General features: G+C 59.3%; 21 protein-coding genes and 1 riboswitch. Of the genes, 16 read left to right on the top strand and 5 right to left on the bottom strand.

All coding sequences use genetic code 11. The annotated features are described in order from the left end of the window. The first annotated feature begins 21 nt into the window (after window positions 1–21). The 3 genes from B5M42_RS13955 to B5M42_RS13945 all read left to right on the top strand — a co-directional run bounded on the left by B5M42_RS13955 (window position 22) and on the right by B5M42_RS13945 (window position 2,710). The gene (locus B5M42_RS13955) at window positions 22–279 is read left to right on the top strand and encodes a hypothetical protein (protein WP_134754691.1); all 258 of its coding nucleotides are present in this window, start codon (window positions 22–24) and stop codon (window positions 277–279) included. Between the two features lie 134 nt (window positions 280–413). After that, on the top strand, window positions 414–1,418 hold the full coding sequence (moaA, locus tag B5M42_RS13950; protein WP_134754689.1) for a GTP 3',8-cyclase MoaA: 1,005 nt from the start codon (window positions 414–416) through the stop codon (window positions 1,416–1,418). Between the two features lie 5 nt (window positions 1,419–1,423). After that, window positions 1,424–2,710: a molybdopterin molybdotransferase MoeA gene (locus B5M42_RS13945; RefSeq protein WP_230632904.1), complete on the top strand. Its 1,287-nt coding sequence runs from the start codon at window positions 1,424–1,426 to the stop codon at window positions 2,708–2,710. Window positions 2,711–3,425: 715 nt separating this feature from the next. On the opposite strand, the gene B5M42_RS13940 is transcribed toward B5M42_RS13945, so the two are convergent. Beyond that, window positions 3,426–3,533: a sporulation protein YjcZ gene (locus B5M42_RS13940; protein ID WP_209280748.1), complete on the bottom strand. Its 108-nt coding sequence runs from the start codon at window positions 3,531–3,533 to the stop codon at window positions 3,426–3,428. Between the two features lie 225 nt (window positions 3,534–3,758). On the opposite strand from B5M42_RS13940, the gene B5M42_RS13935 reads away from it, so the two are divergent. Then, window positions 3,759–5,003 carry an ATP-binding protein gene (locus B5M42_RS13935; protein ID WP_134754685.1) on the top strand — a complete coding sequence of 415 codons (1,245 nt, stop codon included), beginning with the start codon at window positions 3,759–3,761 and terminating at the stop codon, window positions 5,001–5,003. A gap of 145 nt (window positions 5,004–5,148) precedes the next feature. On the opposite strand, the gene B5M42_RS13930 is transcribed toward B5M42_RS13935, so the two are convergent. Then, window positions 5,149–6,747 carry a copper amine oxidase N-terminal domain-containing protein gene (locus tag B5M42_RS13930; RefSeq protein ID WP_134754683.1) on the bottom strand — a complete coding sequence of 533 codons (1,599 nt, stop codon included), beginning with the start codon at window positions 6,745–6,747 and terminating at the stop codon, window positions 5,149–5,151. Window positions 6,748–6,909: 162 nt separating this feature from the next. Between B5M42_RS13930 and B5M42_RS13925 the strand changes: the two genes are divergently transcribed. The 4 genes from B5M42_RS13925 to B5M42_RS13910 all read left to right on the top strand — a co-directional run bounded on the left by B5M42_RS13925 (window position 6,910) and on the right by B5M42_RS13910 (window position 9,557). After that, window positions 6,910–7,488, top strand: coding sequence for an RNA polymerase sigma factor (locus tag B5M42_RS13925; protein WP_134754681.1), 579 nt, complete (start codon window positions 6,910–6,912; stop codon window positions 7,486–7,488). Then, window positions 7,485–8,810: an anti-sigma factor gene (locus B5M42_RS13920; RefSeq protein WP_134754679.1), complete on the top strand. Its 1,326-nt coding sequence runs from the start codon at window positions 7,485–7,487 to the stop codon at window positions 8,808–8,810. The genes B5M42_RS13925 and B5M42_RS13920 overlap by 4 nt, the downstream gene beginning before the upstream one ends. Window positions 8,811–9,002: 192 nt before the next feature. Continuing rightward, window positions 9,003–9,221 carry a hypothetical protein gene (locus tag B5M42_RS13915; protein ID WP_134754677.1) on the top strand — a complete coding sequence of 73 codons (219 nt, stop codon included), beginning with the start codon at window positions 9,003–9,005 and terminating at the stop codon, window positions 9,219–9,221. A gap of 24 nt (window positions 9,222–9,245) precedes the next feature. Next, window positions 9,246–9,557: a hypothetical protein gene (locus tag B5M42_RS13910; RefSeq protein WP_134754675.1), complete on the top strand. Its 312-nt coding sequence runs from the start codon at window positions 9,246–9,248 to the stop codon at window positions 9,555–9,557. Between the two features lie 112 nt (window positions 9,558–9,669). Here the strand turns inward: B5M42_RS13910 and B5M42_RS25550 are convergent, their stop codons facing one another. Beyond that, the gene (locus tag B5M42_RS25550; RefSeq protein WP_134754673.1) at window positions 9,670–10,467 is read right to left on the bottom strand and encodes a stalk domain-containing protein; all 798 of its coding nucleotides are present in this window, start codon (window positions 10,465–10,467) and stop codon (window positions 9,670–9,672) included. Window positions 10,468–10,470: 3 nt separating this feature from the next. Next, window positions 10,471–10,625: riboswitch (cyclic di-AMP (ydaO/yuaA leader) on the bottom strand. A 160-nt stretch (window positions 10,626–10,785) separates the two neighbouring features. Between B5M42_RS25550 and B5M42_RS13895 the strand changes: the two genes are divergently transcribed. The 7 genes from B5M42_RS13895 (at window position 10,786) to B5M42_RS13865 (ending at window position 15,984) form a co-directional block, all read left to right on the top strand. Then, on the top strand, window positions 10,786–11,088 hold the full coding sequence (locus tag B5M42_RS13895) for a LiaF transmembrane domain-containing protein (protein ID WP_134754671.1): 303 nt from the start codon (window positions 10,786–10,788) through the stop codon (window positions 11,086–11,088). A gap of 28 nt (window positions 11,089–11,116) precedes the next feature. Further along, complete coding sequence (locus B5M42_RS13890) at window positions 11,117–11,770, top strand: PspA/IM30 family protein (protein ID WP_134754669.1); 654 nt, start codon at window positions 11,117–11,119, stop codon at window positions 11,768–11,770. Between the two features lie 266 nt (window positions 11,771–12,036). Then, window positions 12,037–12,705, top strand: coding sequence for a cell wall-active antibiotics response protein LiaF (liaF, locus tag B5M42_RS13885; RefSeq protein ID WP_134754667.1), 669 nt, complete (start codon window positions 12,037–12,039; stop codon window positions 12,703–12,705). A 56-nt stretch (window positions 12,706–12,761) separates the two neighbouring features. Beyond that, entirely contained in the window at window positions 12,762–13,832 is a 1,071-nt protein-coding gene (locus B5M42_RS13880) for a sensor histidine kinase (protein ID WP_134754665.1), read from the top strand. Continuing rightward, window positions 13,816–14,460, top strand: coding sequence for a response regulator (locus B5M42_RS13875; protein ID WP_230632903.1), 645 nt, complete (start codon window positions 13,816–13,818; stop codon window positions 14,458–14,460). The genes B5M42_RS13880 and B5M42_RS13875 overlap by 17 nt, the downstream gene beginning before the upstream one ends. A gap of 21 nt (window positions 14,461–14,481) precedes the next feature. After that, window positions 14,482–15,036, top strand: coding sequence for a signal peptidase I (lepB, locus tag B5M42_RS13870; protein WP_134754661.1), 555 nt, complete (start codon window positions 14,482–14,484; stop codon window positions 15,034–15,036). 180 nt (window positions 15,037–15,216) lie between these two features. Then, complete coding sequence (locus B5M42_RS13865) at window positions 15,217–15,984, top strand: DODA-type extradiol aromatic ring-opening family dioxygenase (RefSeq protein ID WP_134754659.1); 768 nt, start codon at window positions 15,217–15,219, stop codon at window positions 15,982–15,984. A 378-nt stretch (window positions 15,985–16,362) separates the two neighbouring features. Here the strand turns inward: B5M42_RS13865 and fliD are convergent, their stop codons facing one another. After that, window positions 16,363–17,631 (bottom strand): flagellar filament capping protein FliD, encoded by a 1,269-nt coding sequence (fliD, locus tag B5M42_RS13860; protein ID WP_134754657.1) that lies wholly within the window; start codon window positions 17,629–17,631, stop codon window positions 16,363–16,365. 268 nt (window positions 17,632–17,899) lie between these two features. Between fliD and B5M42_RS13855 the strand changes: the two genes are divergently transcribed. After that, window positions 17,900–18,340, top strand: a complete 441-nt coding sequence (locus tag B5M42_RS13855; protein ID WP_134754655.1) for a GNAT family N-acetyltransferase — start codon at window positions 17,900–17,902, stop codon at window positions 18,338–18,340. A 277-nt stretch (window positions 18,341–18,617) separates the two neighbouring features. Here B5M42_RS13855 and B5M42_RS13850 read toward each other — a convergent pair whose 3' ends face one another. Continuing rightward, window positions 18,618–18,977, bottom strand: coding sequence for a hypothetical protein (locus B5M42_RS13850; protein WP_134754653.1), 360 nt, complete (start codon window positions 18,975–18,977; stop codon window positions 18,618–18,620). Window positions 18,978–18,985: the final 8 nt, after the last annotated feature.

Genomic DNA, 18,985 nt, shown 5'->3' with positions numbered 1-18,985 from the left:
GCGCAGCGAAGGAGCGGACCGATGCGGGGAAAGCTCGGCGGTGAAGCAGCAGCGATGGAGCGGACCGATGCGGCGAAAGCTGACGGTGAGCGCAGCGAAGGAGCGGACCGATGCGGGGAAAGCTCGGCGGTGAAGCAGCAGCGAGCGGGACCGTGCGGGGAACGTATCGGGCCAACACGCGCGGCGTACAGGGTGATAGCTGCCCATATCGAGCGACCACACGCGAGCAACGGAAGCAAGGTGACTTGTGGAAAGGTTGGCGTGCCGCGGTTTTTTTGATAATACCGGATTATCATGTTATGTTTCGTGACATATAACGCATTAAAGTTACTCATTTTTGATCGTAATACGATTTTATTCTATATTTTTGTCAGGAAATATGCCATAATGGACGTAGGGAGAAGGTGACTCTTATGCCGCGCTTGCTGATGGACCGTTTTGGACGGATGCACGATTATTTGCGTATTTCCGTGACGGATCGTTGTAATTTACGTTGCGTGTATTGTATGCCCGAAGAGGGGATGGAGTTTGAGCCCGACGAGCGGCTGCTGACGTTTGACGAAATTGCCGAGGTGGTGCGGATTGTCGCCGGCCTTGGAGTCCGCAAGCTGCGGCTGACGGGAGGCGAACCGCTTGTCCGTAAGCAGCTGGAGCAGCTCGTTGCGCGCCTGTCGGCCATTCCGGGTATTGAGGATATTGCGCTGACGACCAATGGGATTTATTTTGCCGGCAAAGCCGAAAAGCTGCGGGCAGCCGGATTGACCCGGGTCAACATCAGTCTGGATTCGCTGCGCGCCGACCGTTTTGCGCTGATTACGCGTGGCGGCGACATTCGCCGGGTGCTGGAGAGCATCGAGGCGGCTTATCGGGTTGGTCTTGCGCCGATCAAGCTGAATGTGGTGCTGATGAAGGGAATTAACGACGACGAGATTGACGATTTTTTGCAAATGACGCGGGAACGCGCCGTGCAGGTGCGTTTTATCGAATATATGCCGATCGGCCATCAGGACGAGGGTTGGAAAAGCAAATATGTACCGCTGTCCGCTGTGCTGGAACGCTGCGCGGCGCGGGGGTGGTCGGCGGAGCCGACTGAAGCGGTGTACGGAAACGGACCGGCGCAAAGCTACCGGATCGCCGGGGCGGCGGGCTCGTTCGGGCTGATTCATCCGGTGAGCGATCATTTTTGCCAGACGTGCAACCGGCTGCGGCTGACGGCCGACGGCAATATCAAGCCGTGCTTGTACTGGTCGGATGAATTTAACGTCCGCCCGCTGCTTGGCGATGACGCTGCGGTGGAGGCGTTGTTTTTTCGGGCGCTCGGGATGAAGCCGGAAAGCCACGAAATGGCGCAGGCGCTCGTTAACGCTGCGATGTCGCATACGCCGACCGAGCGGCGGATGTCGCAGATCGGGGGCTGATCGCGATGTCCATGCCGCTGCGGGATTCTTCTTCCGGGCTGGCGCTGCGCTTTGGCCGCCAAGCGCTGGGCGTTGCTGCTGCCCGCGAGCTGCTGCTGTCTTACGCCCGCTGCATGACGGCAGAGACGCTGCCGCTCGCGTTGGCGCTCGGCCGCCGCCTGGCCGCGCCTTTGGATGCGGCTTGCGACGTGCCGCATTTTCGCCGCTCCGGCGTCGACGGCTATGCCGTGCGCGCCGCCGATATTGCCGGCGCAACGCCCGAGCGTCCGGCCCGGCTGCGCGTCGGCGAAGTTATCGCCGCCGGCGACGTGCCGCGCCGCAGGCTGACGCCCGGCGCGGCGGCTCGCATCATGACGGGAGCGGCCGTGCCGGAAGGCGCGGACACCGTCGTCATGCTGGAGATGACGGATGCCCCGGAGCGCGCCGCTGTCGGCGTGGTGGTGGGCATCCGCAAGATGCTGCCGGCCGGCAGCAATCTGACGCCCGTTGCGGGCGAGATGGCCGCGGGCGAGCGGCTGCTTGACGCGGGCGCGCGCATTGGGCCGGGCGAGGCGGCGCTGCTCGCGGCGTTCGGCCATCATGAGGCGCGCGTGCTGCGCAAGCCGCGCGTGGCGATTTTTGCCACCGGCGCGGAGCTGCTGAACGTCGACGAGCCGCTGCGGCCGGGCCGCATCCGCAACAGCAACAGCTACATGCTGGCGGCACAGGTGCTGGAGGCGGGCGGCGAGCCCGTGATTATGCCGGCGTTGTCCGACGACGCCGCACAGGTGGAGCGGGCGATCCTGCGGGCCGTCGGCGATGCCGATCTGGTGCTGACGACCGGAGGCGTCTCTGTGGGCGACCGCGATGTGCTGGTTGAGCTGTTCGCCCGGTGGAGCGGTCGGCTGCTGTTTAATAAGGTCGCGTTGCGGCCTGGCAGTCCGACGAGCGCAGCCGAGCTGAACGGCAAGCTGCTGCTGGCTTTGTCCGGCAATCCGGGCGCTGCGTTTGTTGGCTTTGAGCTGTTTGCGGCTCCGGTGCTTCGCGCGATGCTCGGCAATAAGGCTCCAGTGCCCCGCCCGTTCACCGCGCTGCTGGACGCGGATTATCCGAAGGGCTCGGCGTATCCCCGTTACGTAAGGGGAATGATCGGTGAAGAGAACGGCTGTCTGCGTGTCCGCCCGGCGGGTATGGACAAATCCAGTCTCATGGTCACGATCAAGGATGCGGATTGCTTGATTGTGCTGCCTGCCGGGGGAAGCGGATTTACCCGGGGCCAACGGGTACAAGCGTATCCGCTGCGAATGCCTTAATGGCTCCCGCAGGACTGCGGCCAGCGAAGCTCCATGCATGTGCAAAGCTGCGGCCAAGAGCGAAGCTGCCCCTACTACGGATGCCGGCCCACGTACAGCCAGCCGTGCTCCGGGAATCGCGCACGGTGCCGACGAGCCTGCTGCCACCGGCGAAGCTGCTCTCAGCAGCGAAGCTACGCTTACCAGTTTGTGTGCGCTCACCAGTCTTGGAGCTGCTCTTACCAGCGCAGCTACGCTTACGAGCTTGTGTGCACTCACCAGTCTTGGAGCTGCTCTTACCAGCGCAGCTACGCTTACGAGTTTGTGTGCACTCACCAGTCTTGAAGCTGCACTCACCAGCAAAGCTACACTTACCAGTTTGTGTGCACTCACCAGTCTTGAAGCTGCACTCACCTGCAAAGCTACGCTTACCAGTTTGTGTGCGCTCACCAGCGAAGCTACGCCCACCACGAACCTGCACCACCAACCAAACCAATCAGCCAACGGACCACGTCGCCAACGACGCATGCCCGCCATGACCTCAGCTCCACACACAGTGGAGACAGAGGTCATTTTTGTTGGCAGCAGGCCAGTTGGCTGCCGCTCGCGCCAAGCAGACAAGGCGACTTGTCCGCTCAGGCCCAATAATAAACGAACCGGCCTTTGTCCGCATGGGAGCAAAGGCCGGCTGGCGTGGTCTCAAGCGGCTCCAAAGAGCGCCGCTCTTTCCGGTTTCTTAATAGAAAGTACGAAGAATGATGACAAGCAGGACATAAAGCACTAAAATAGTACCTGTTGTTGTCCACAATCCACCTACAGGTGCGCATCCGGCTGCATAAGACATGCAAATCCCTCCCGTATCGATCATATAATTAGTTTCAAGGTTAATGCCGACCAGCAGGCTTGCGGAACGGACTGTCGCGTGGTCCGGATTCATGGCTCCCGGACTGCTGGAACGCTTGGGTTCGTATCCCCTGCCTGCTGTTCTGATATAACATATGTGCCGAGGGTAACCGATGATTGGACGCCTGCCCTGATTGACTTTTCATACATAAAGGGGACATCAAGAATGGTGAAAGACTTATTTTTGCAGGTGCTGGCAATCCTTGTATCCATTATGGCGTGCCAGTTCATGCTGATGGGCAAATCCGGCTGGAACAAGGATTGGCTGTTCGGAATCATCGGCGGCATTTGCGCCGTCTTTTGCGTAACGCTGCCGATTTCGTTTGACGGCTTCCGATGGGACCTGCGCTGGGTGCCGCTGATCCTGACCTTTTTGTATGGCAGCCGCCGCGCCGGTCTGCTGGCAACGGTGATGATGCTGCTGTACCGGATTGCCCAGGGCGGCGACGCGTTGTTCCTGGTTTATTTTCCGGTGCTTTTGAACACGTTGTATTTATCGCTGCTGCGTCCGCGCTTCATCCAATGGCAGCCGTGGGTGCGCGTACCGATGCTTGTCGCTTGCGGGTTATTTTCGTTTTGCGTGACACTTTCCCATCTGTATATATACTCGCGGGTGAAGCACGAGACTTTATTTTTTCAACACGGCATTTCGTCGGTTCTGATCATTGCCGCATTGTATGTGGTGACGATGCTGGTAGCTGGGCTGTTGATCGAAAATATTGCCGAGACGTTCAAAATGCGGCAGGAGCTGGCCCAATCGGAAAAGCTGATGGTCATGAGCGAGCTGGCCGCTTCCGTGGCGCATGAAATTCGCAACCCGCTTACGGTGGTGCGTGGCTTTTTGCAGCTGACCCGTGAAACGCTGGTCGATAAAAACAAGGAATTCATTACAACGGCCATTGCCGAGCTGGACCGGGCCGAAAAGATTATCAGCGATTACTTGAGCTTTGCCAAGCCGCAATTGGAGCATATCAGCGAGCTGTCGCTGGTGGAAATCGTGCGCACGACGACCGACTTGATTCAGGCTTATGCCGTCATGCACGGCGTAGAGCTGCAAGTGCGATTAAGCGGCAATCCGCTGCTGAACTCCGACAAATACAAGCTCCAGCAGGTGCTGATGAATGTGATGAAAAATGCGGTCGAAGCGATTGAAGGCGGGGGCACCGTGGAAATCGAAATCGCCGAGCGCAAGGATCAGGCGATTGTGCTGGTCACCGATACCGGCAAAGGGATGACGCCGGAGCAATTGAAGCGGCTGGGCAGCCCGTATTATTCCATGAAAGAGACGGGCACGGGGCTCGGCTTGATGGTCACGTTCCGGCTGATTGAGGCGATGAAGGGAACAATCCGGTTTACGAGCGTTCCCGGTACAGGGACGCAGGTGGAGATGATGTTCCCGCTGGCGCGATGAGGGCAAAGCGAATTCCCGGATTTTGCTATAAAAAAAGGTGAAGCAAGCTCCGCATTCGATGCGAAAGCCCAAGCTTCACCTTTTTGCGTAGCGCCAGATCGGCGCCACGGAGTTAAGCGCGGCCGGATGTCCGGCGCTGCGTCCATTAATGGGAATGCGCAGCTGCCGGCATCATGTGCTTGGTCAGCATAATCGACCAGTCGCTGTCATTCCATTGCACGTTCCAGCCAAGCAGCTCGGCGATAAAGCGCAGCGGCACCTGTGTGCGTCCGTCCTTCAGCACGACGTTCATGCCAATCGCTTGCTTCATGCCGTTGACGTCCACGTCGCTTTGACCGATGCGGAATTTCAGCGTATCGCTGCCGGATTGCACTTCGACGGATTGGGTCGCTTGCTCCCACGTCACAGTCGCGCCGATTGCTTCGCTCAGGAAGCGCAGCGGCACATATGCGTTGCCTTCCCAAATAAACGGTGCGGTATCCATCATGGTTGTCTGGTCGTTCACCTTCAAGGAGCTGCTGCCGATTTGCAGCCACAGCTTGGTCATCGGCTGGGCAGCGGCATCGTGAAACTTGCTTTGGAATTGAGCGACGATGCCAGCCGACAAATAATCGCCCGTATGGAACATGTGGGTATAAGCTTCGCGGATGCTGGAATACGCGGCCGGATAGTCTTTGTTTACGTAGCTGTCAAAGGCGCCGATCAGTTGGGCGACATGCGGCTTGAGCGCAGCGGCAATGTCTGCCATCTTGAAATGCTCGGGGTTGGCTCCTTCGAGAAAGCCGCCGAAATCCGTGCCGTAGCCGTCCAGCTTGTCGAGCGCTGCTTTGCGCTTCATTTCGTCCTTGGCTGCGGTAGCTGTAACTACGTCGACAAAAAAGCCGATATGCGCGTTCCACAAGCCTTTAAACGCGGTGCCGGCATCGTTCCCGTACACGGAAGCGATCGCGGCGGTCAAATCGTCGGTGTTGGCTGCCAATGCCGCAGCGGCGTCGTTGAAGTCAGCAGCGCCATCAATCCCTTTTTGCATGGCTAATACGGCAAGAAGTCCGTGTTCCCCGAGCAGCCGGTCGACTGCTGAGCGCAGGTCAGCCGCGGCCATGCTGGAGCCTTGCTGCGAAAATTTGTCGGGGAATTGCATTACAATGGCATCGGCCAGCACTTGCCCGAAATGAACCATATGCGCATAGGCCTCGCGCGTCTTGGCATAAGCGGTCGGATAGTCTTTGTTCACGTAGCTGTCAAAGGCGCCGATCAGCTGGCCGACGTGCTCCTTCAAGCCGGCAGCGATGGCGTCTTCCGGCAAATTCGGATTGGCGCCGTGCAGGAAAGCGCCGAATTCGGGGCCGTAGGCCTCCAGCTTGTCAAGTGCTGCTTGACGTCCGGCTTCATCATGCTTGGCGGTAGCTGTGACATAATCGACGAAAAAGCCGATGTGCGTCGTCCACAGTCCGTTAAACGCTTTGCCGGCATCCTCGCCGTACACCGAGCCGACGGCAGCGGAGAGGTCGTCACCGTTTTGAGTCAGCGCAGCGGCGGCGTCCTTAAAGTCAGGGGCGTTGTCGATGCCTTTTTGCATCGCGATAACGGCTAGCAGGCCGTGCTCGCCGAGCAGTCGCTCCAGCGTGCTGCGCAGGTCGGAGGCGCTGCTTTGTACGCCAATCGTATGGGCGCTGACGAGGGTCGGCAGCAAGAGGGTCAAGGCGAGCAGTGCGATAATCCATTTTTGCGATAAACGTTTCATGAGTTCGCTCCTTTGTCGGGAAGAGTTTGATGATCTCGTTATGTATAACGGGCAGGTTGCAGCGGCGGATCACCAGGGAGTAAAAAAAATTTCCCGTCATCCAATACAACTGATTTTGCGAAGTATATAATAGGAGGGATACTTCGGAAAGGAGATCCCCCGATGAATGCTTCAATAACCGATCAGGAGCTGATGCAGCGAATTGTCGGCAAGGATGCGGAGGCTTTGCGATTTTTATATGAAAAATATGAAAAGCCGATCTACGCGTTTGCCTACCGGATCGTGCAGGACCCGATGATGGCCGAGGAGGCGGTGCAGGAGCTGTTCCTGCGCATCTGGCATGTCGCGGAGCGCTACGATGGCGGCTTTGGCAAGCTGACAAGCTGGATGTTTACGTTGACTCGCAATATTTCCATTGATCTTTTGCGCAAGAAGCAGTCGCGGATTATGAAGCAAACGGCGGAACAGGAGCAGCTGAACCGCATTCCCGATACGGGCCGGACGACGGAGGAAGTCGTTGAGGCTGAATGGCTGGGCGCACAGGTGCGCGAGGCGTTGCATACGCTAAGCGATGAGCAGCAGATGGTTGTGGAAATGATTTATTTTCAGGGCTATACGCAGCAGGAGGTGTCGGATTCCCAAGCGATTCCGCTCGGGACCGTCAAGAGCAGGGTGCGGCTGGCCATGAAGCAATTGAGACAGCGGCTGACAGGAACGGGAAAGGAGGAGTTGCAGCGATGAATGAACCTGTACATAGGTGTGATGATTTGGAGATGTACGCGTTGGGCGGTCTTGACGAAGAAGAACGGCAAGCATTCGAACGTCATCTTGAGGCATGCCCGGCTTGTCGGGAAGGATTGGATGAGCTGCTGGCTGTCATCGGGCTGCTGCCGTTTGCGGCGGAGCCGGTCGCTGTGCCGGAAGGCATGCAGGCGCGGGTGCTGGGCAGCGTGCTGGGCGCATCGGCCAGCAGCGAACAGCGCTTCGAGGATTTGACGCGGGCAGCGGACGTGGTGCGCGGCGCGAAGGCGCAGCCTGCACAGGCAGCCGGTCCGGCCGAGCCGGTCCATCCGCTGCAGTCGGCGGACCAGGCAGACGCGACGGAGCAGGCGGCTTCAGCCGATCCGGACGAGCTGACGGAAGCGGGCCTTGAGCCTGGCGTGACGGAGCGGGAATGGGCAGCGCTGCTAAAGACGCCGATCTTGTCCAAGCCGACCCAGGATGAGCGTGCGACTGCAGCCAAGGCGGCTGGGACGAGCGGCGTGACGCCTGCGTCCATGACGGAGCGGATTGCGGAGTTGCGGCCGGATGAGCGCAAGCCGGAGCGCGAGCTTGAGGCGTCGCCGCAGGGGCCGCAGCAGTCGAATGCGCAGCAGTCGGAGCTGCAACGGGCCAATGCGCAGCAAGCCAATGCGCAGCAGATGGGCCTGCAGCTGTCCGACGCACAGCAATTGAATGTGCAGCAGATGGCTGATCCGCCGTCGCCGTCGCCGCGTTCGCAGCAGCGCGTTGCGCATGGCGGGAGCCAGGCCCAGCTGGAAGCCGCGGATACGCTGGCGCGGCGAGCAGGGCGTCGGACGAAGCCGCGCGACCGCTTGAAGCCGTGGATATACGGCGGCTTGACCGCTGCTGTGCTGTTGCTCGGCTGGTATTCGTTCGATTTGCGCGGACAGCTGGATCAGCTGCGCTCGGAGCTTGCCTTGAACGATAGCCCGAGCGTCGGGGTACAAATCAACCATGCCGTCACGCTTAGCGGAACGGCTGCGGATATTGTTGCCCAAGGGCTGGCAACGATTGTGATTGACGCCAAGGGCGCGCATTTGCTGGTCCAGGCCGAAAAGCTGCCGGAGCTGCAGGGCAGCGAGGCGTATCAGGTGTGGCTGATCAAAGGCGAAGATGTCGTCAATGCCGGGACGTTCCTGACCCATAACGGCACGGGCGGGCTTTATTATACGATGGAGCTCAAGGATTACGATCAGATTGCCATTACGCTGGAGCCTGACGCCAACGGAGCAAAGCCGCGCGGCAAGCCGGTGCTGGCCGCCAAGCTGGTTAACGGCTGAGCCGGAAAGCGGAAGGAAGATCGGCAAACTGACAAACAAACAAGCATACCCTTTAGGGTATGCTTGTTTGCGTACAACCGCATTGCCAATTGATTTTCATCGTTTTGTCGCTTGGCATTGCCGCATGAATAAGAACCTTTTCCCCGGCGGATATTAATAGCCAACAGATGACGCATAAAGGAGTGCACGCCGATGAACTATTTGTTTATCGTGGGAGCGTTGATCGTTTTGGCCGGATTGGCGGCTTCGTTCGTATTGGCGAGCAAGCAGCAGCATCGCCAGCGGGACGACAGCATGGCTGCCGCTACTTACCGGCATCGTTTTTTTCTCAATCCGGGCATTTGGGCGTACCTGTCGATTGCTGTGGCTGCCGTGCTCGTAATCGGCTATTTTGCTTATCGACATTATTGAGGTTTTGCGAAGGAGAGGTGCGTCATGGACAAAAAACACTACTATGTCTCCGTGCAATCGCGCACGATTTTGGAAAATCAGGGAGACGCGTCTTATGAATTGGAGATCGAAGCGACGCCGGAGGAGCGCGACCAGCTGGAGGAGCTGTTCAAGGAGCTGGGGGAATGGGATCAGGCGACCGCTGTGCAGGTAGCGCCTGCGTTGGGCATTGCTTACCATCACGATGAATCCAACGACGGCTACGACGCTTCCCTGAAAGCGGCGTATGCGCTGATTGGCAAGCTGGGGACGGCGGAAACGCAACGGCATGTTGCATCCATGTTTACTGCGCGATAATTAAGAGAGCCATTGTCGGCTCTTTTGTATGATCAGGTTATCCAGAGATTACTGGGTAGCCTTTTTTGCTCCCACGCAAAAACGGCCCTGTCGGGCCGTCGTCCGTTACACGCTATTCGCTGATGCGGTACACCTTTACTTTTTGAATGCCAAACGCCCTAAGACTGGCTGCTGTTCCGGGCACGTAAATATCAAGATGATTGCCCTTTACGGCGCCCCCGATATCGGTAGCGTAGGCGTACATGCCGCCTGCCGGCAGTCCGGCGAAATTGTAGCCTTCAATATATAGCTTGCTGCCCAGCGGGATCACATTGGGGTCCACGGCTACGGTGCCCAACGCAAGCGGATTGCCCATGTAATCGTAAGCCGAATACCCGCCGTTTTCGGCCGGGTCGGCGGAATAAGCCGTTGCTTCAAATAATTCGTAGTCCGGCGCATGCTGTTTGCCGTCGCTGCTGACGAGCGCCAATCGGCTGGCCGATTCCCAATGGACCTGCACGTCGGCGGCTTCAGAAATAAAGCGCAGCGGCACGAAAACGCGGCCGTTTTTGAATTCGGCGGTAGTGGTCATCGTTACGGGTTCATTGTCGATCATCGCGGTCGATCTGCCCGAGGTCAAAACAATCGTATGACGCGTATTCTGCAGCGTCACTTGCACCTGCTCGCCAACCTTGCTCCAATCCAGCTTATATCCGAGACGTTCAGTGACGAAGCGGACCGGCACCTGCGTGCTTTGATTTTGATCGAGAAAGGGCTGGGCGTCCGGGAACGCGATCAGTTGATCGTTCACCTGGACCTTGACGGCTTGAGCTTCGGCGGCGTGCGCCGCAGGCGGAGCAAGCCACCCGGCGGCCATTACAGAGCACGACACAAGCAGGCCGGAGAGCCCTCTGCGCATCCATGTATTCAATTGGGTTCCTCCTTCTTGAGCCTCCGAGGTTAGTTGACGGGTTCGGGAAGAAGGTTCTCCCTAGCTTGCGCGCGCAACGCGGCAAGTATTCACCCCAAGTAAATCGTCCCCCGTACCAGCACTTGGAAAAAGTGTACCGGACTCGGCTGCAATTAGTTTACCATCGTCGCCGGATGCGCTCAACGACCAAAATGTGGAAGGTCGGGGAGCTGCCCTAGACTTAGGTCTAGGAGCAAAACAGTCGCGGGTCCGTTTTGAGTCGGCGCCGGATGAGCTACACTAAAACTATCAAGAGCAACCGGAAGGGTGGAGCAAAACATGGCAGTGAATGGAAAAAGCGGATTGGCCCTGCTGCTGATCGCAATGGGCGTCGTTATCGGATTAAACCAATTGGGGTTGCATTTGCATGTGATGGGGATTCTCGTGCCGCTTGCGTTGATCGGCTTCGGCTATCTGGGCATCCGCAACGGGAGAAAAATCGGCTGGGTCCTCTTTGGCTTCGGCGGGCTGATCCTGGCGATCAAGCTGTCCGGGTTGATCGGCATTCTGATTGCCGTTGCGATGATCGCATACGGGGTATCGATTCTCAAGCAGCAGCGTTCGCATACGTATCACGGGTAAGACAAATTGACGGCGGGGTGTGGAGAACATGAACGTATTTACGAGAGTGTGTAAAATGACGGAAGCCGTCTGGAACGATGCCGTCGAGCGCATCGCGCCGTCGCAAGCGGCGGTTGACGGGCTGGAGCGGCGCTATGAAGAGGCGGTGCGCAAGGCGATCGAGCTGCGGCAGCACGCTGTCAGCGCCGAAGAGATGGCAACGCTGCGCGGCGAGCAGGCCGAGCTGGCGATGCGCGCCGGCGAAGAGTCGCTGGCCCGGCTGGCGCTGCAAGAGAAGCAGCGCGAGGAAGCCGCGGCGGAGCTGTACCGCGAGCAATACGCGCACAGCCAGCACGAGGTGCTGGAGCTGGCAGAACGGCTGGCGCAGGCTCGCGCGGCGGCGGAGCCGGGAGCGGCTGCAGGCGAAGCCGGCGTGCAGGGCGCTGCGCAGAGCGGCGAGCGGCCGCTGACGGGGGCGGGCATGCGCGAGGGACTGCGCGAGCTGGGCGAGGCCGGCAAGGTGCTTGGCCGCGAGGTCGGGCAGGCGCTGCAGGAGGCGGGCCGCGTCTCCGGCGAGACGCTCAAGGAAGCCGCCGAGCAGCTGCGGCACGAGCTGCACGCTGCGCACGGCAAGCTCCGCCGCGAGTGGGAGCGCACGGGCTACGGCAGCGGAAGCGGCAACGGTCCGGGCCGCGAGCGCTAAGGCGCTGCGCCGGTTATCGGCCCGCGCCGCGCGCAGCAGCACGCGCCAGCGCGGCTGCAGATGTGCCGGACGCGGGCGCGAAGCTGCGGAATGGAGGGCTTTTTACAGCCTGCAATTACAGCTTGGAAGCCGGACGCTTAATATGGTATGCTAGATTAGGATGAAAGCCATAGGGCGAGAATGATGCCGCTATGGCTTTTGCTTCATTACACGGTTACGTTTCGCGAAATTTCGGGATAACGCGGCAGCCAGAGGAGGTGCGAAGCATGGAGGAAGAGACGAAACCGGGAAACCGTAACCGCAATACGGCGCTTGTTCTGATCGGCGCGGGTCTTTTTTTGCTGCTGGAGCACACGATCGGGCTTTTTCCTTTGCTGGCGGCGTTTCTCGTTCTGTTGGGCATTCATCGCTGGCGGGCGCATGGCGAAACGCGTCGGGCGTTTGTGCTGATTGGCATTGGCGGCCTGATTTTGCTCGGCAATCATATGTCGGTTGTGCTGGCTGTGCTGCTGATCGGGTTCGGCTTGTATCTGGTGCGTTCCAAACGCGTGAACAACGACGATTCGTTCCTGCAAAAGCACAAATTTATCGATAGCATCCGTTGGGGCAAGGAGCCCTGGATTTTGCGGAGCACGAGCATCTGGCATGTCGCGGGCGAGACGAACATCGACTTGTCGCTGGCCATTCTGGAGCAGCGGGAAACGACGCTCGTCCTTCAGGGCATTGTCGGCGATGTCGACATCAAGGTGCCGGAGGACATCGGCGTTACGGTTAGCGCTTCGGTGGTCTTCGGGCAAATCGACGCGGCGCATGAGCGCGAAACCGGGGTGATGAACAAGCTGGAGTGGCAGACGCCGAATGCGAACGCCACCGACCATCAGGTCAAACTGATCATCTCCTTTCTTGTAGGCAATGTAACGATTAAAATTGTGTAATCACCAACTCGGCTGCGCAAGCGGCAACGATCGGGCGACGGGAGGGACTTCGCACATTGGACGGCAATAGGCGCGGCTTGACGAACATGATATGGCGCAGCATGGGCGAGTCGATCTTCCTCAGCCTGGTCATTTTTGGCGTCATCATTTATTTTCTCAATTCGAATCAACTGATTGTTTCTTTCCGCAGCTGGCAGCAGGGCGTGCAGACAAGTCTGATGCTCATTGCGATTACGGTGGGCATTGGTCTGGCGTACGGCTACTGGTCGAGCATCCGGATCAAGCGTCGGCTGGAGCCTTTGATGGAAAGCATGGTATTATTGGAAAAAGGGAATTTCTCCCGCACTGGCATTGATTTGGGCGAAGATGAAATCGGTCGACTCGGGGAGCAACTGGCCCGCATCACCAAAAAATGGGAGGAACAGGTCACTTCCTTGCAGCGGCTGTCCAACGACAATGCCGAGCTGGCCGAAAAAGCCCGTTTCTCGGCCGTCATTGAAGAGCGCCAGCGGCTTGCCCGCGAGCTGCACGATGCGGTTAGCCAGCAGCTGTTTGCGATTTCGATGACGGCGACGGCGGTTGGCCGCACGCTGGATAAGGATTTTGAGAAGGCGCAGCGGCAGATTTATTTGATCGAGGAAATGGCGTCTGTGGCGCAGTCCGAGATGAGGGCGCTGCTGCTTCATTTGCGCCCGGTGCATCTGGAGGGCAAGCGGCTGTCCGAGGGTCTGGTCGAGCTGCTCAAGGAGCTGTCGGCCAAGGTGCCGATGGACATTGCCTGGGATATGGATGACGAAATCCGGCTGGCCAAGGGGATCGAGGATCATTTGTTCCGTATCGTGCAGGAGGCGTTGTCCAATGCGCTTCGCCACTCCAAAGCGACGAAGCTGGAGGTGCGGCTGGTGCGCCGGCCTGACGGCATCCGTCTGGGGATTCGCGACAACGGCGTCGGGTTCGAGCTTGACGAGAAAAAGCATACCTCTTACGGCATTGTGTCGATGAAGGAGCGGGTCAATGAAATTGGCGGCTCGCTGCATATTGTGACCGCGCCGGAGCGGGGGACCCGGATTGAGGTGCGCGTTCCGATTTTAGTGGATGGAGGAGAAGCGGATGGACACGAATATTAAGGTGCTGCTCGTTGACGATCACGAGATGGTTCGGATCGGGCTGGCCGCCGTGCTCGGCACCGAAGACGGGATCGAGGTGGTTGGCGAAGCGAGCAATGGCCATGACGGCATCCGGCTGGCTCAGGAATACCGTCCCGACGTCGTGCTGATGGATCTGGTGATGGAGGGCATGGACGGCATTGAAACGACGCGCAAGCTGCTGCAGCTGTATCCCGATTGTAAGGTGATTGTGCTGACAAGCTTTCTCGACGACGAAAAAATGTATCCGGTGCTGGAGGCAGGGGCGTTCAGCTACCTGCTGAAAACGTCGCGCGCTTCGGAAATCGCCCAAGCGATTCGCGCCGCGGCCAAGGGACAGTCGATTCTGGAATCGCAGGTAGCGTCCAAGATCATGAACCGCTTCCGCCAGCCGAAGCCGGCCAGCGCGCCGCATGAGGAGCTGACCGAACGCGAGATGGAGGTGCTGCGGCTGATTGCGACCGGCAAGTCCAATCAGGAGGTCGCGGACGATCTATTTATAGGTATCAAAACGGTCAAGTTCCACGTTACGAACGTATTGGCCAAGCTGGGCGTAGAGGACCGCACGCAAGCGGCGATTTACGCCTTCAAGCACGGACTGGCTGAATAGAATGGAAGGGGAGAGGAAGTAATGAAGGTAGTCAAGCAAATTTGGAGCTGGATCGGCTCGATTGCGATTTCATTTGTGCTTGTCGTGTTTCTGGGGGTATTCGTCTTTCAGTCCACCAAGGTGTCCGGGCATTCGATGGACCCCACCTTGCACGATACGCAAAAGGTATACGTTTCCAAACTGTCGCACACGTTTTCTTACGAGCCGAATTACGGCGATATTGTCATTATCGACAGCCGGGTGACGATGCAACGCACATTCAAGGACGATTTGACGGAAAGCCCGCTGCTCAGCTTGTTTACCCGTTCCGACGACAAGCATATCTGGATCAAACGCGTCATTGGCAAGCCGGGCGATACACTGGAGCTCAAGGAGCATCACATGTACCGCAACGGTCAAATGCTCGATGAACCTTATATCTATGAACAAATGAACGAGTCGCCGGAAAACGACAAAACGTGGACGGTGCCGGCGGATCACATCTTCGTTATGGGCGATAATCGCAATAACAGCATGGACAGCCGGGTAATCGGATTCGTGCCGCTGGATCATGTTCTGGGCAAAAAAATATTCTAAGCTGCGTTTGCAGCAGCTAGACAGCGATACGGCTGCGCCGGGAACCGGAAGGTTTGCGGCGCGGCTGTTTTTAATTTCTGGTTACTTGACGAAATTTAATTATTATAATAAACTAACTTACATAAAGTAAGTTAAATGAGGCTGCTTGCAGTCGGGCCTTTAATCAAGGAGGAATGCAGCATGATCAGACCGTTATTTTTGTCGCATGGATCGCCGATGCTGGCGATTGAGGATTCGCCGTATACGGCGTTTTTGGCCGAGTTGGGCAAGAAGCTGGCTCCTAAGGCCGTGGTCGTATTTACCGCTCATTGGGAGAGCGCTGTGCTGACGGTTTCCGCGCACGATGATGTCTATGAGACCATTTATGATTTCGGTGGTTTTCCCGACGAGCTGTATCAAGTCGTTTATCCGGCGCGGGGCTCGTCGAAGGTAGCCGATACGGTGACAGAGCGCTTCCGGCAAGCTGGAATTACGGTGCGGACGGACGGTTCGCGCGGCCTTGACCACGGCTCGTGGACGTTGCTGTCGCGATTGTTCCCGCAAGCGGATGTCCCCGTTGTGCAAATATCGGTCCATCCGCATTTACCGGCGTCCGAGCAATACCGGATCGGGCAGGCGCTACAAGGGCTGGGCGTTGACGATATTCTGGTGCTCGGCAGCGGAGCGACCGTGCATAATCTGCGAGCTTTGCATTGGGGGCAAAAAGAGCCCGAGCCCTGGGCTGTGCAATTCGACGATTGGCTCGTCGAGCAGCTGCAAAAGCCCGATCTGCCGGCGTTGTTCGATTACGAGCAAGCTGCCCCTTACGGACGGCAGGCCGTGCCGCGGGCTGAGCATTTCGTTCCGCTGCTGCTGGCATTCGGCAGCGGCGGGGGCGAGGAGCCGGCGCAGGTGCTGCACCGCAGCTATGACCTGGGCACGCTCAGCTATTTGAGCTTGCAGTTTTGACGGCTGCGGCACGGCGGCGTTTTGACGCCATCGCGCGTGGTGTCAGGCGGTGCTTGCGAGGTGATGGCTTGTGGTCGGTCAGGTCCGTGCGCTGACGGAGTGGCCGGGGAGCAGCGGCAGCAGGGTTGACTGGCGCTCTTTCCGCACCGCGCGCGACTCCCGGAGCGCGGTGCCGGCCGTACGGCGGCCTGTCAGACCCGTCTGGATGGGTGCTGAATGGCGTTGGATGGGGGCGACGGCTACTGACGCGGCTAGTCTGCAAAGGGCTGCCGACGCGTGCCGCTGCAAGGGTTGCTTCCCGTCGAATAATCGCATGAACGCAAAGGAGCTTGATCGCCGAGGCGGCTGACGCCGTCCGCTTTCAAGCTCCTTCGCTTTTTACATGGATTGATCGAGCAATAGTCCGCTTAGCGGGACCGGCAAATATGCTTGCAGTTTGGCGCGGTATTGACTGTAGGTTTGCAATGGCGACCCGTCAAAGCGCAGCAGCGCTTCGGCGGGCTGGTGCGCCAGCTTGCCGAAGCTGGCGTTGAGACTGGCCGCGAGTCCGCTGACGCCGCCCAAGCTTTGCCGCACGTTGCCGTAATGATCGGCGACCTGCTGCTTGAAGGCGGCTTCGTCCAGCTCGAGCGAACCGTCTTCCAGCTCCGTCACGCCCAGTTGGCTGAGCGTTGACGGGCGGGCCGCCCGTTCCAAGCTTTGCAGCAGGGAACGGTTCAACATATCCGGCGCTTGCTCCAGCTCGCGGCGGAAGCGATTGTAGCTGTCGACCAGCTGCTTCAGCGGCTTGAGCATCGCATCGCTGTCTGCTTGCGCCGTCAGCGTTACTTCTTCGTCGTCCGCGGCGTGCAGATGCAGCGTGACGGCGCCATTCTCCAGCTCGATGTCATTCGACTGGGAGATGGTCTCGGGCCCGCCGTCGACCCGGTAAACGGCGTTCTGCGCCGCTGTTTCCGTCCGGTTCAGGCCCAGCGCTTTGACGGCGTTGCCGGCAATGTCCCGCAGGGTAAACGCGGCTTGTTGGCCCGTGCGGCGCGAAGTGAGCTGCAGGTGAGATTGTCCGCCGCCGTCATCGACCATTGCAGCCTGCACGTCCGCGCCGGCGCGATTGATCGCGCTGCGCAGCTTGCCGAGCGTCTGCTCGGCCGTTTCGCCGGAGCCGGTGTAAAAGCGCAAGCGGGTCGCTTCGCCGTCCTGCTGCAGCTCCAGCTCGTTCCAGCCTTGCTGAACGGGGCTTGCTGCGGCGCGGCTGACGGACAGGCCCGCATTGCGCTGCGCGGTGGCGACGGCGCTGACCTGAACGCGGTAGCTTTTGAGCGCCGCGCCGGATTTGGCTTCGCCGCTGACGGAGCCCGGCTTGGTCGACACGACGGCACGTCGGTCAATCAGCGCGGCGCCTCCGCCGCTGAGAAACGCCTGAGCGGCCTGCCGGGCGTTTTGCGCCGTCTGGACGAGGCTCGCTACGCCGCTAGCTGCCGTTTGCGCAAGCTGCTTGTAGGCGAGCCGTTCAAACGGCAGGTTCAGCGGCTGGCGCGAGACAAGCGGCTTGACGGGCGAGGCGGCCCGGGCGGCGCTTACGCGGTAAAAATCGCCGTTGGCGCGATACATGTTGGTCATATAAATCGGGCTGGCGGAAATCATCATCATTCACCTCTCGTCCGGTTCCTTATTTTCCCTCTACCTTCACTATACCACCCCCGGGGATTGGGGTAAATTGGCGCTTGACAGCTTTTTGCTGCAAAACGGCGCCAACGCCAAACTTTTTTCAAAGATGCGGTGTTAGCGGTGCTATATGTAAGCGATGTTGGCGCCCAAACCTTCCAATCTGCCGGAAAGCCGGGCCGCTGGCGGAAGCGCCGTCAACGCCATTTACATAGGATAGGAGCATAGCTTCTGCAAAAGGAGGCGTTGCCCCATGATACGCAAAAGAGTCGCTTCACTGGATGATGCCACGATACACCGTCTGGTTATCGAGCAAATCGCGCCATTTTCGTCTACGTTCCAGCCGTCGGACGCGACGCCGCGACAGATCCGCAAACGGCTGGACCGCGGCGTTACGTTCGTTACGGCCAAAGGGGGCCGGCGCGCTTTTGGCTTTATCTCGACCTTGCGCCGGCAAGGCGATTTGTTCATTGACATGCTGGCCGTTGATCCCGGCGCACAGGGACGCGGCTGGGGCGGCCAGTTGCTTCACGCGGCCGAGGCGCACGGGCGGGCCAGAGGCTGCCGCCATGTCAAGCTGTTCGTTGATTTCAGCAACGAAAAGGCCTTTGGCTTCTATGCCAAGCACGGTTATCGGGTGGAGCAGCAGCTGCCGCAAATATCCTGCTATTTGCTGAACAAGGCGCTGCGCTAGCGCAAGCTGGACGGCGGGTGGCAACGGCCCTGAGAGGCTGTGGCTTGGCAGCCAGCTGCGCCGACAGAGCTGCCCGCCGTGCCGGTGAAGCAGATCTACACCAGCGAAGCCGCGCACTGCATGAGCGAAGCTGGCAGCTGCGCCGTCAGAGTGCCGGCCGAGGGCTGCGCCAGCGAATCCGCGATCCGCGTGAGCGAAGCCCCCAGCCGCCGGTGGAGCGGAAATCCGCGCCGGTGAAGCCCGGAGGCTGCACCCGCCAAGCTGTGGAGCCGCCAGGCTACGCGAGCAGAAACAACGCGCCAACCGATGCCAGCTCCAGTGTCAGCGCCCCGCCGTAGCCGGAACCGCTGCTCCAGCCGAATCTCGGCGCACCGGATTCCGGCTCGCCGGACGGCTCCAGCGCCTTGACGCGGGACTTCGGCTTTTTGCCGCGGCTGCTCACGCGCGCTTTACCGCGCCCTTTGCGCGCGGCGGTACCGGCAGTGTCGAATGGCGTGTCGCCAAGATGGAGCCGGTCTTTGTCGACGCGGCTGAGCACGCCGTAAACCTCGGTGCCGTCATGCAAATAAATCAGGACCGGCTTGCCGCAATGCGGCCGGCAGGATGCTTCTGTAACGGGATCAATGCGTTGCATCATTCAGTCAC

Source organism: Paenibacillus athensensis, assembly GCF_004514475.2.
In the GTDB taxonomy this organism is placed as follows: domain Bacteria; phylum Bacillota; class Bacilli; order Paenibacillales; family NBRC-103111; genus Paenibacillus_AL; species Paenibacillus_AL athensensis.
This window is presented reverse-complemented; position numbering and strand designations above follow the sequence as displayed.

Coding starts and splice junctions, on each gene's coding strand:
- B5M42_RS13955 (WP_134754691.1), top strand. CDS start 22: ATGCGGGGAAAGCTCGGCGGTGAAGCAGCAGCGATGGAGCGGACCGAT.
- moaA (WP_134754689.1), top strand. CDS start 414: ATGCCGCGCTTGCTGATGGACCGTTTTGGACGGATGCACGATTATTTG.
- B5M42_RS13945 (WP_230632904.1), top strand. CDS start 1,424: ATGTCCATGCCGCTGCGGGATTCTTCTTCCGGGCTGGCGCTGCGCTTT.
- B5M42_RS13940 (WP_209280748.1), bottom strand. CDS start 3,533: ATGTCTTATGCAGCCGGATGCGCACCTGTAGGTGGATTGTGGACAACA.
- B5M42_RS13935 (WP_134754685.1), top strand. CDS start 3,759: ATGGTGAAAGACTTATTTTTGCAGGTGCTGGCAATCCTTGTATCCATT.
- B5M42_RS13930 (WP_134754683.1), bottom strand. CDS start 6,747: ATGAAACGTTTATCGCAAAAATGGATTATCGCACTGCTCGCCTTGACC.
- B5M42_RS13925 (WP_134754681.1), top strand. CDS start 6,910: ATGAATGCTTCAATAACCGATCAGGAGCTGATGCAGCGAATTGTCGGC.
- B5M42_RS13920 (WP_134754679.1), top strand. CDS start 7,485: ATGAATGAACCTGTACATAGGTGTGATGATTTGGAGATGTACGCGTTG.
- B5M42_RS13915 (WP_134754677.1), top strand. CDS start 9,003: ATGAACTATTTGTTTATCGTGGGAGCGTTGATCGTTTTGGCCGGATTG.
- B5M42_RS13910 (WP_134754675.1), top strand. CDS start 9,246: ATGGACAAAAAACACTACTATGTCTCCGTGCAATCGCGCACGATTTTG.
- B5M42_RS13895 (WP_134754671.1), top strand. CDS start 10,786: ATGGCAGTGAATGGAAAAAGCGGATTGGCCCTGCTGCTGATCGCAATG.
- B5M42_RS13890 (WP_134754669.1), top strand. CDS start 11,117: ATGAACGTATTTACGAGAGTGTGTAAAATGACGGAAGCCGTCTGGAAC.
- liaF (WP_134754667.1), top strand. CDS start 12,037: ATGGAGGAAGAGACGAAACCGGGAAACCGTAACCGCAATACGGCGCTT.
- B5M42_RS13875 (WP_230632903.1), top strand. CDS start 13,816: ATGGACACGAATATTAAGGTGCTGCTCGTTGACGATCACGAGATGGTT.
- lepB (WP_134754661.1), top strand. CDS start 14,482: ATGAAGGTAGTCAAGCAAATTTGGAGCTGGATCGGCTCGATTGCGATT.
- B5M42_RS13865 (WP_134754659.1), top strand. CDS start 15,217: ATGATCAGACCGTTATTTTTGTCGCATGGATCGCCGATGCTGGCGATT.
- fliD (WP_134754657.1), bottom strand. CDS start 17,631: ATGATGATGATTTCCGCCAGCCCGATTTATATGACCAACATGTATCGC.
- B5M42_RS13855 (WP_134754655.1), top strand. CDS start 17,900: ATGATACGCAAAAGAGTCGCTTCACTGGATGATGCCACGATACACCGT.
- B5M42_RS13850 (WP_134754653.1), bottom strand. CDS start 18,977: ATGATGCAACGCATTGATCCCGTTACAGAAGCATCCTGCCGGCCGCAT.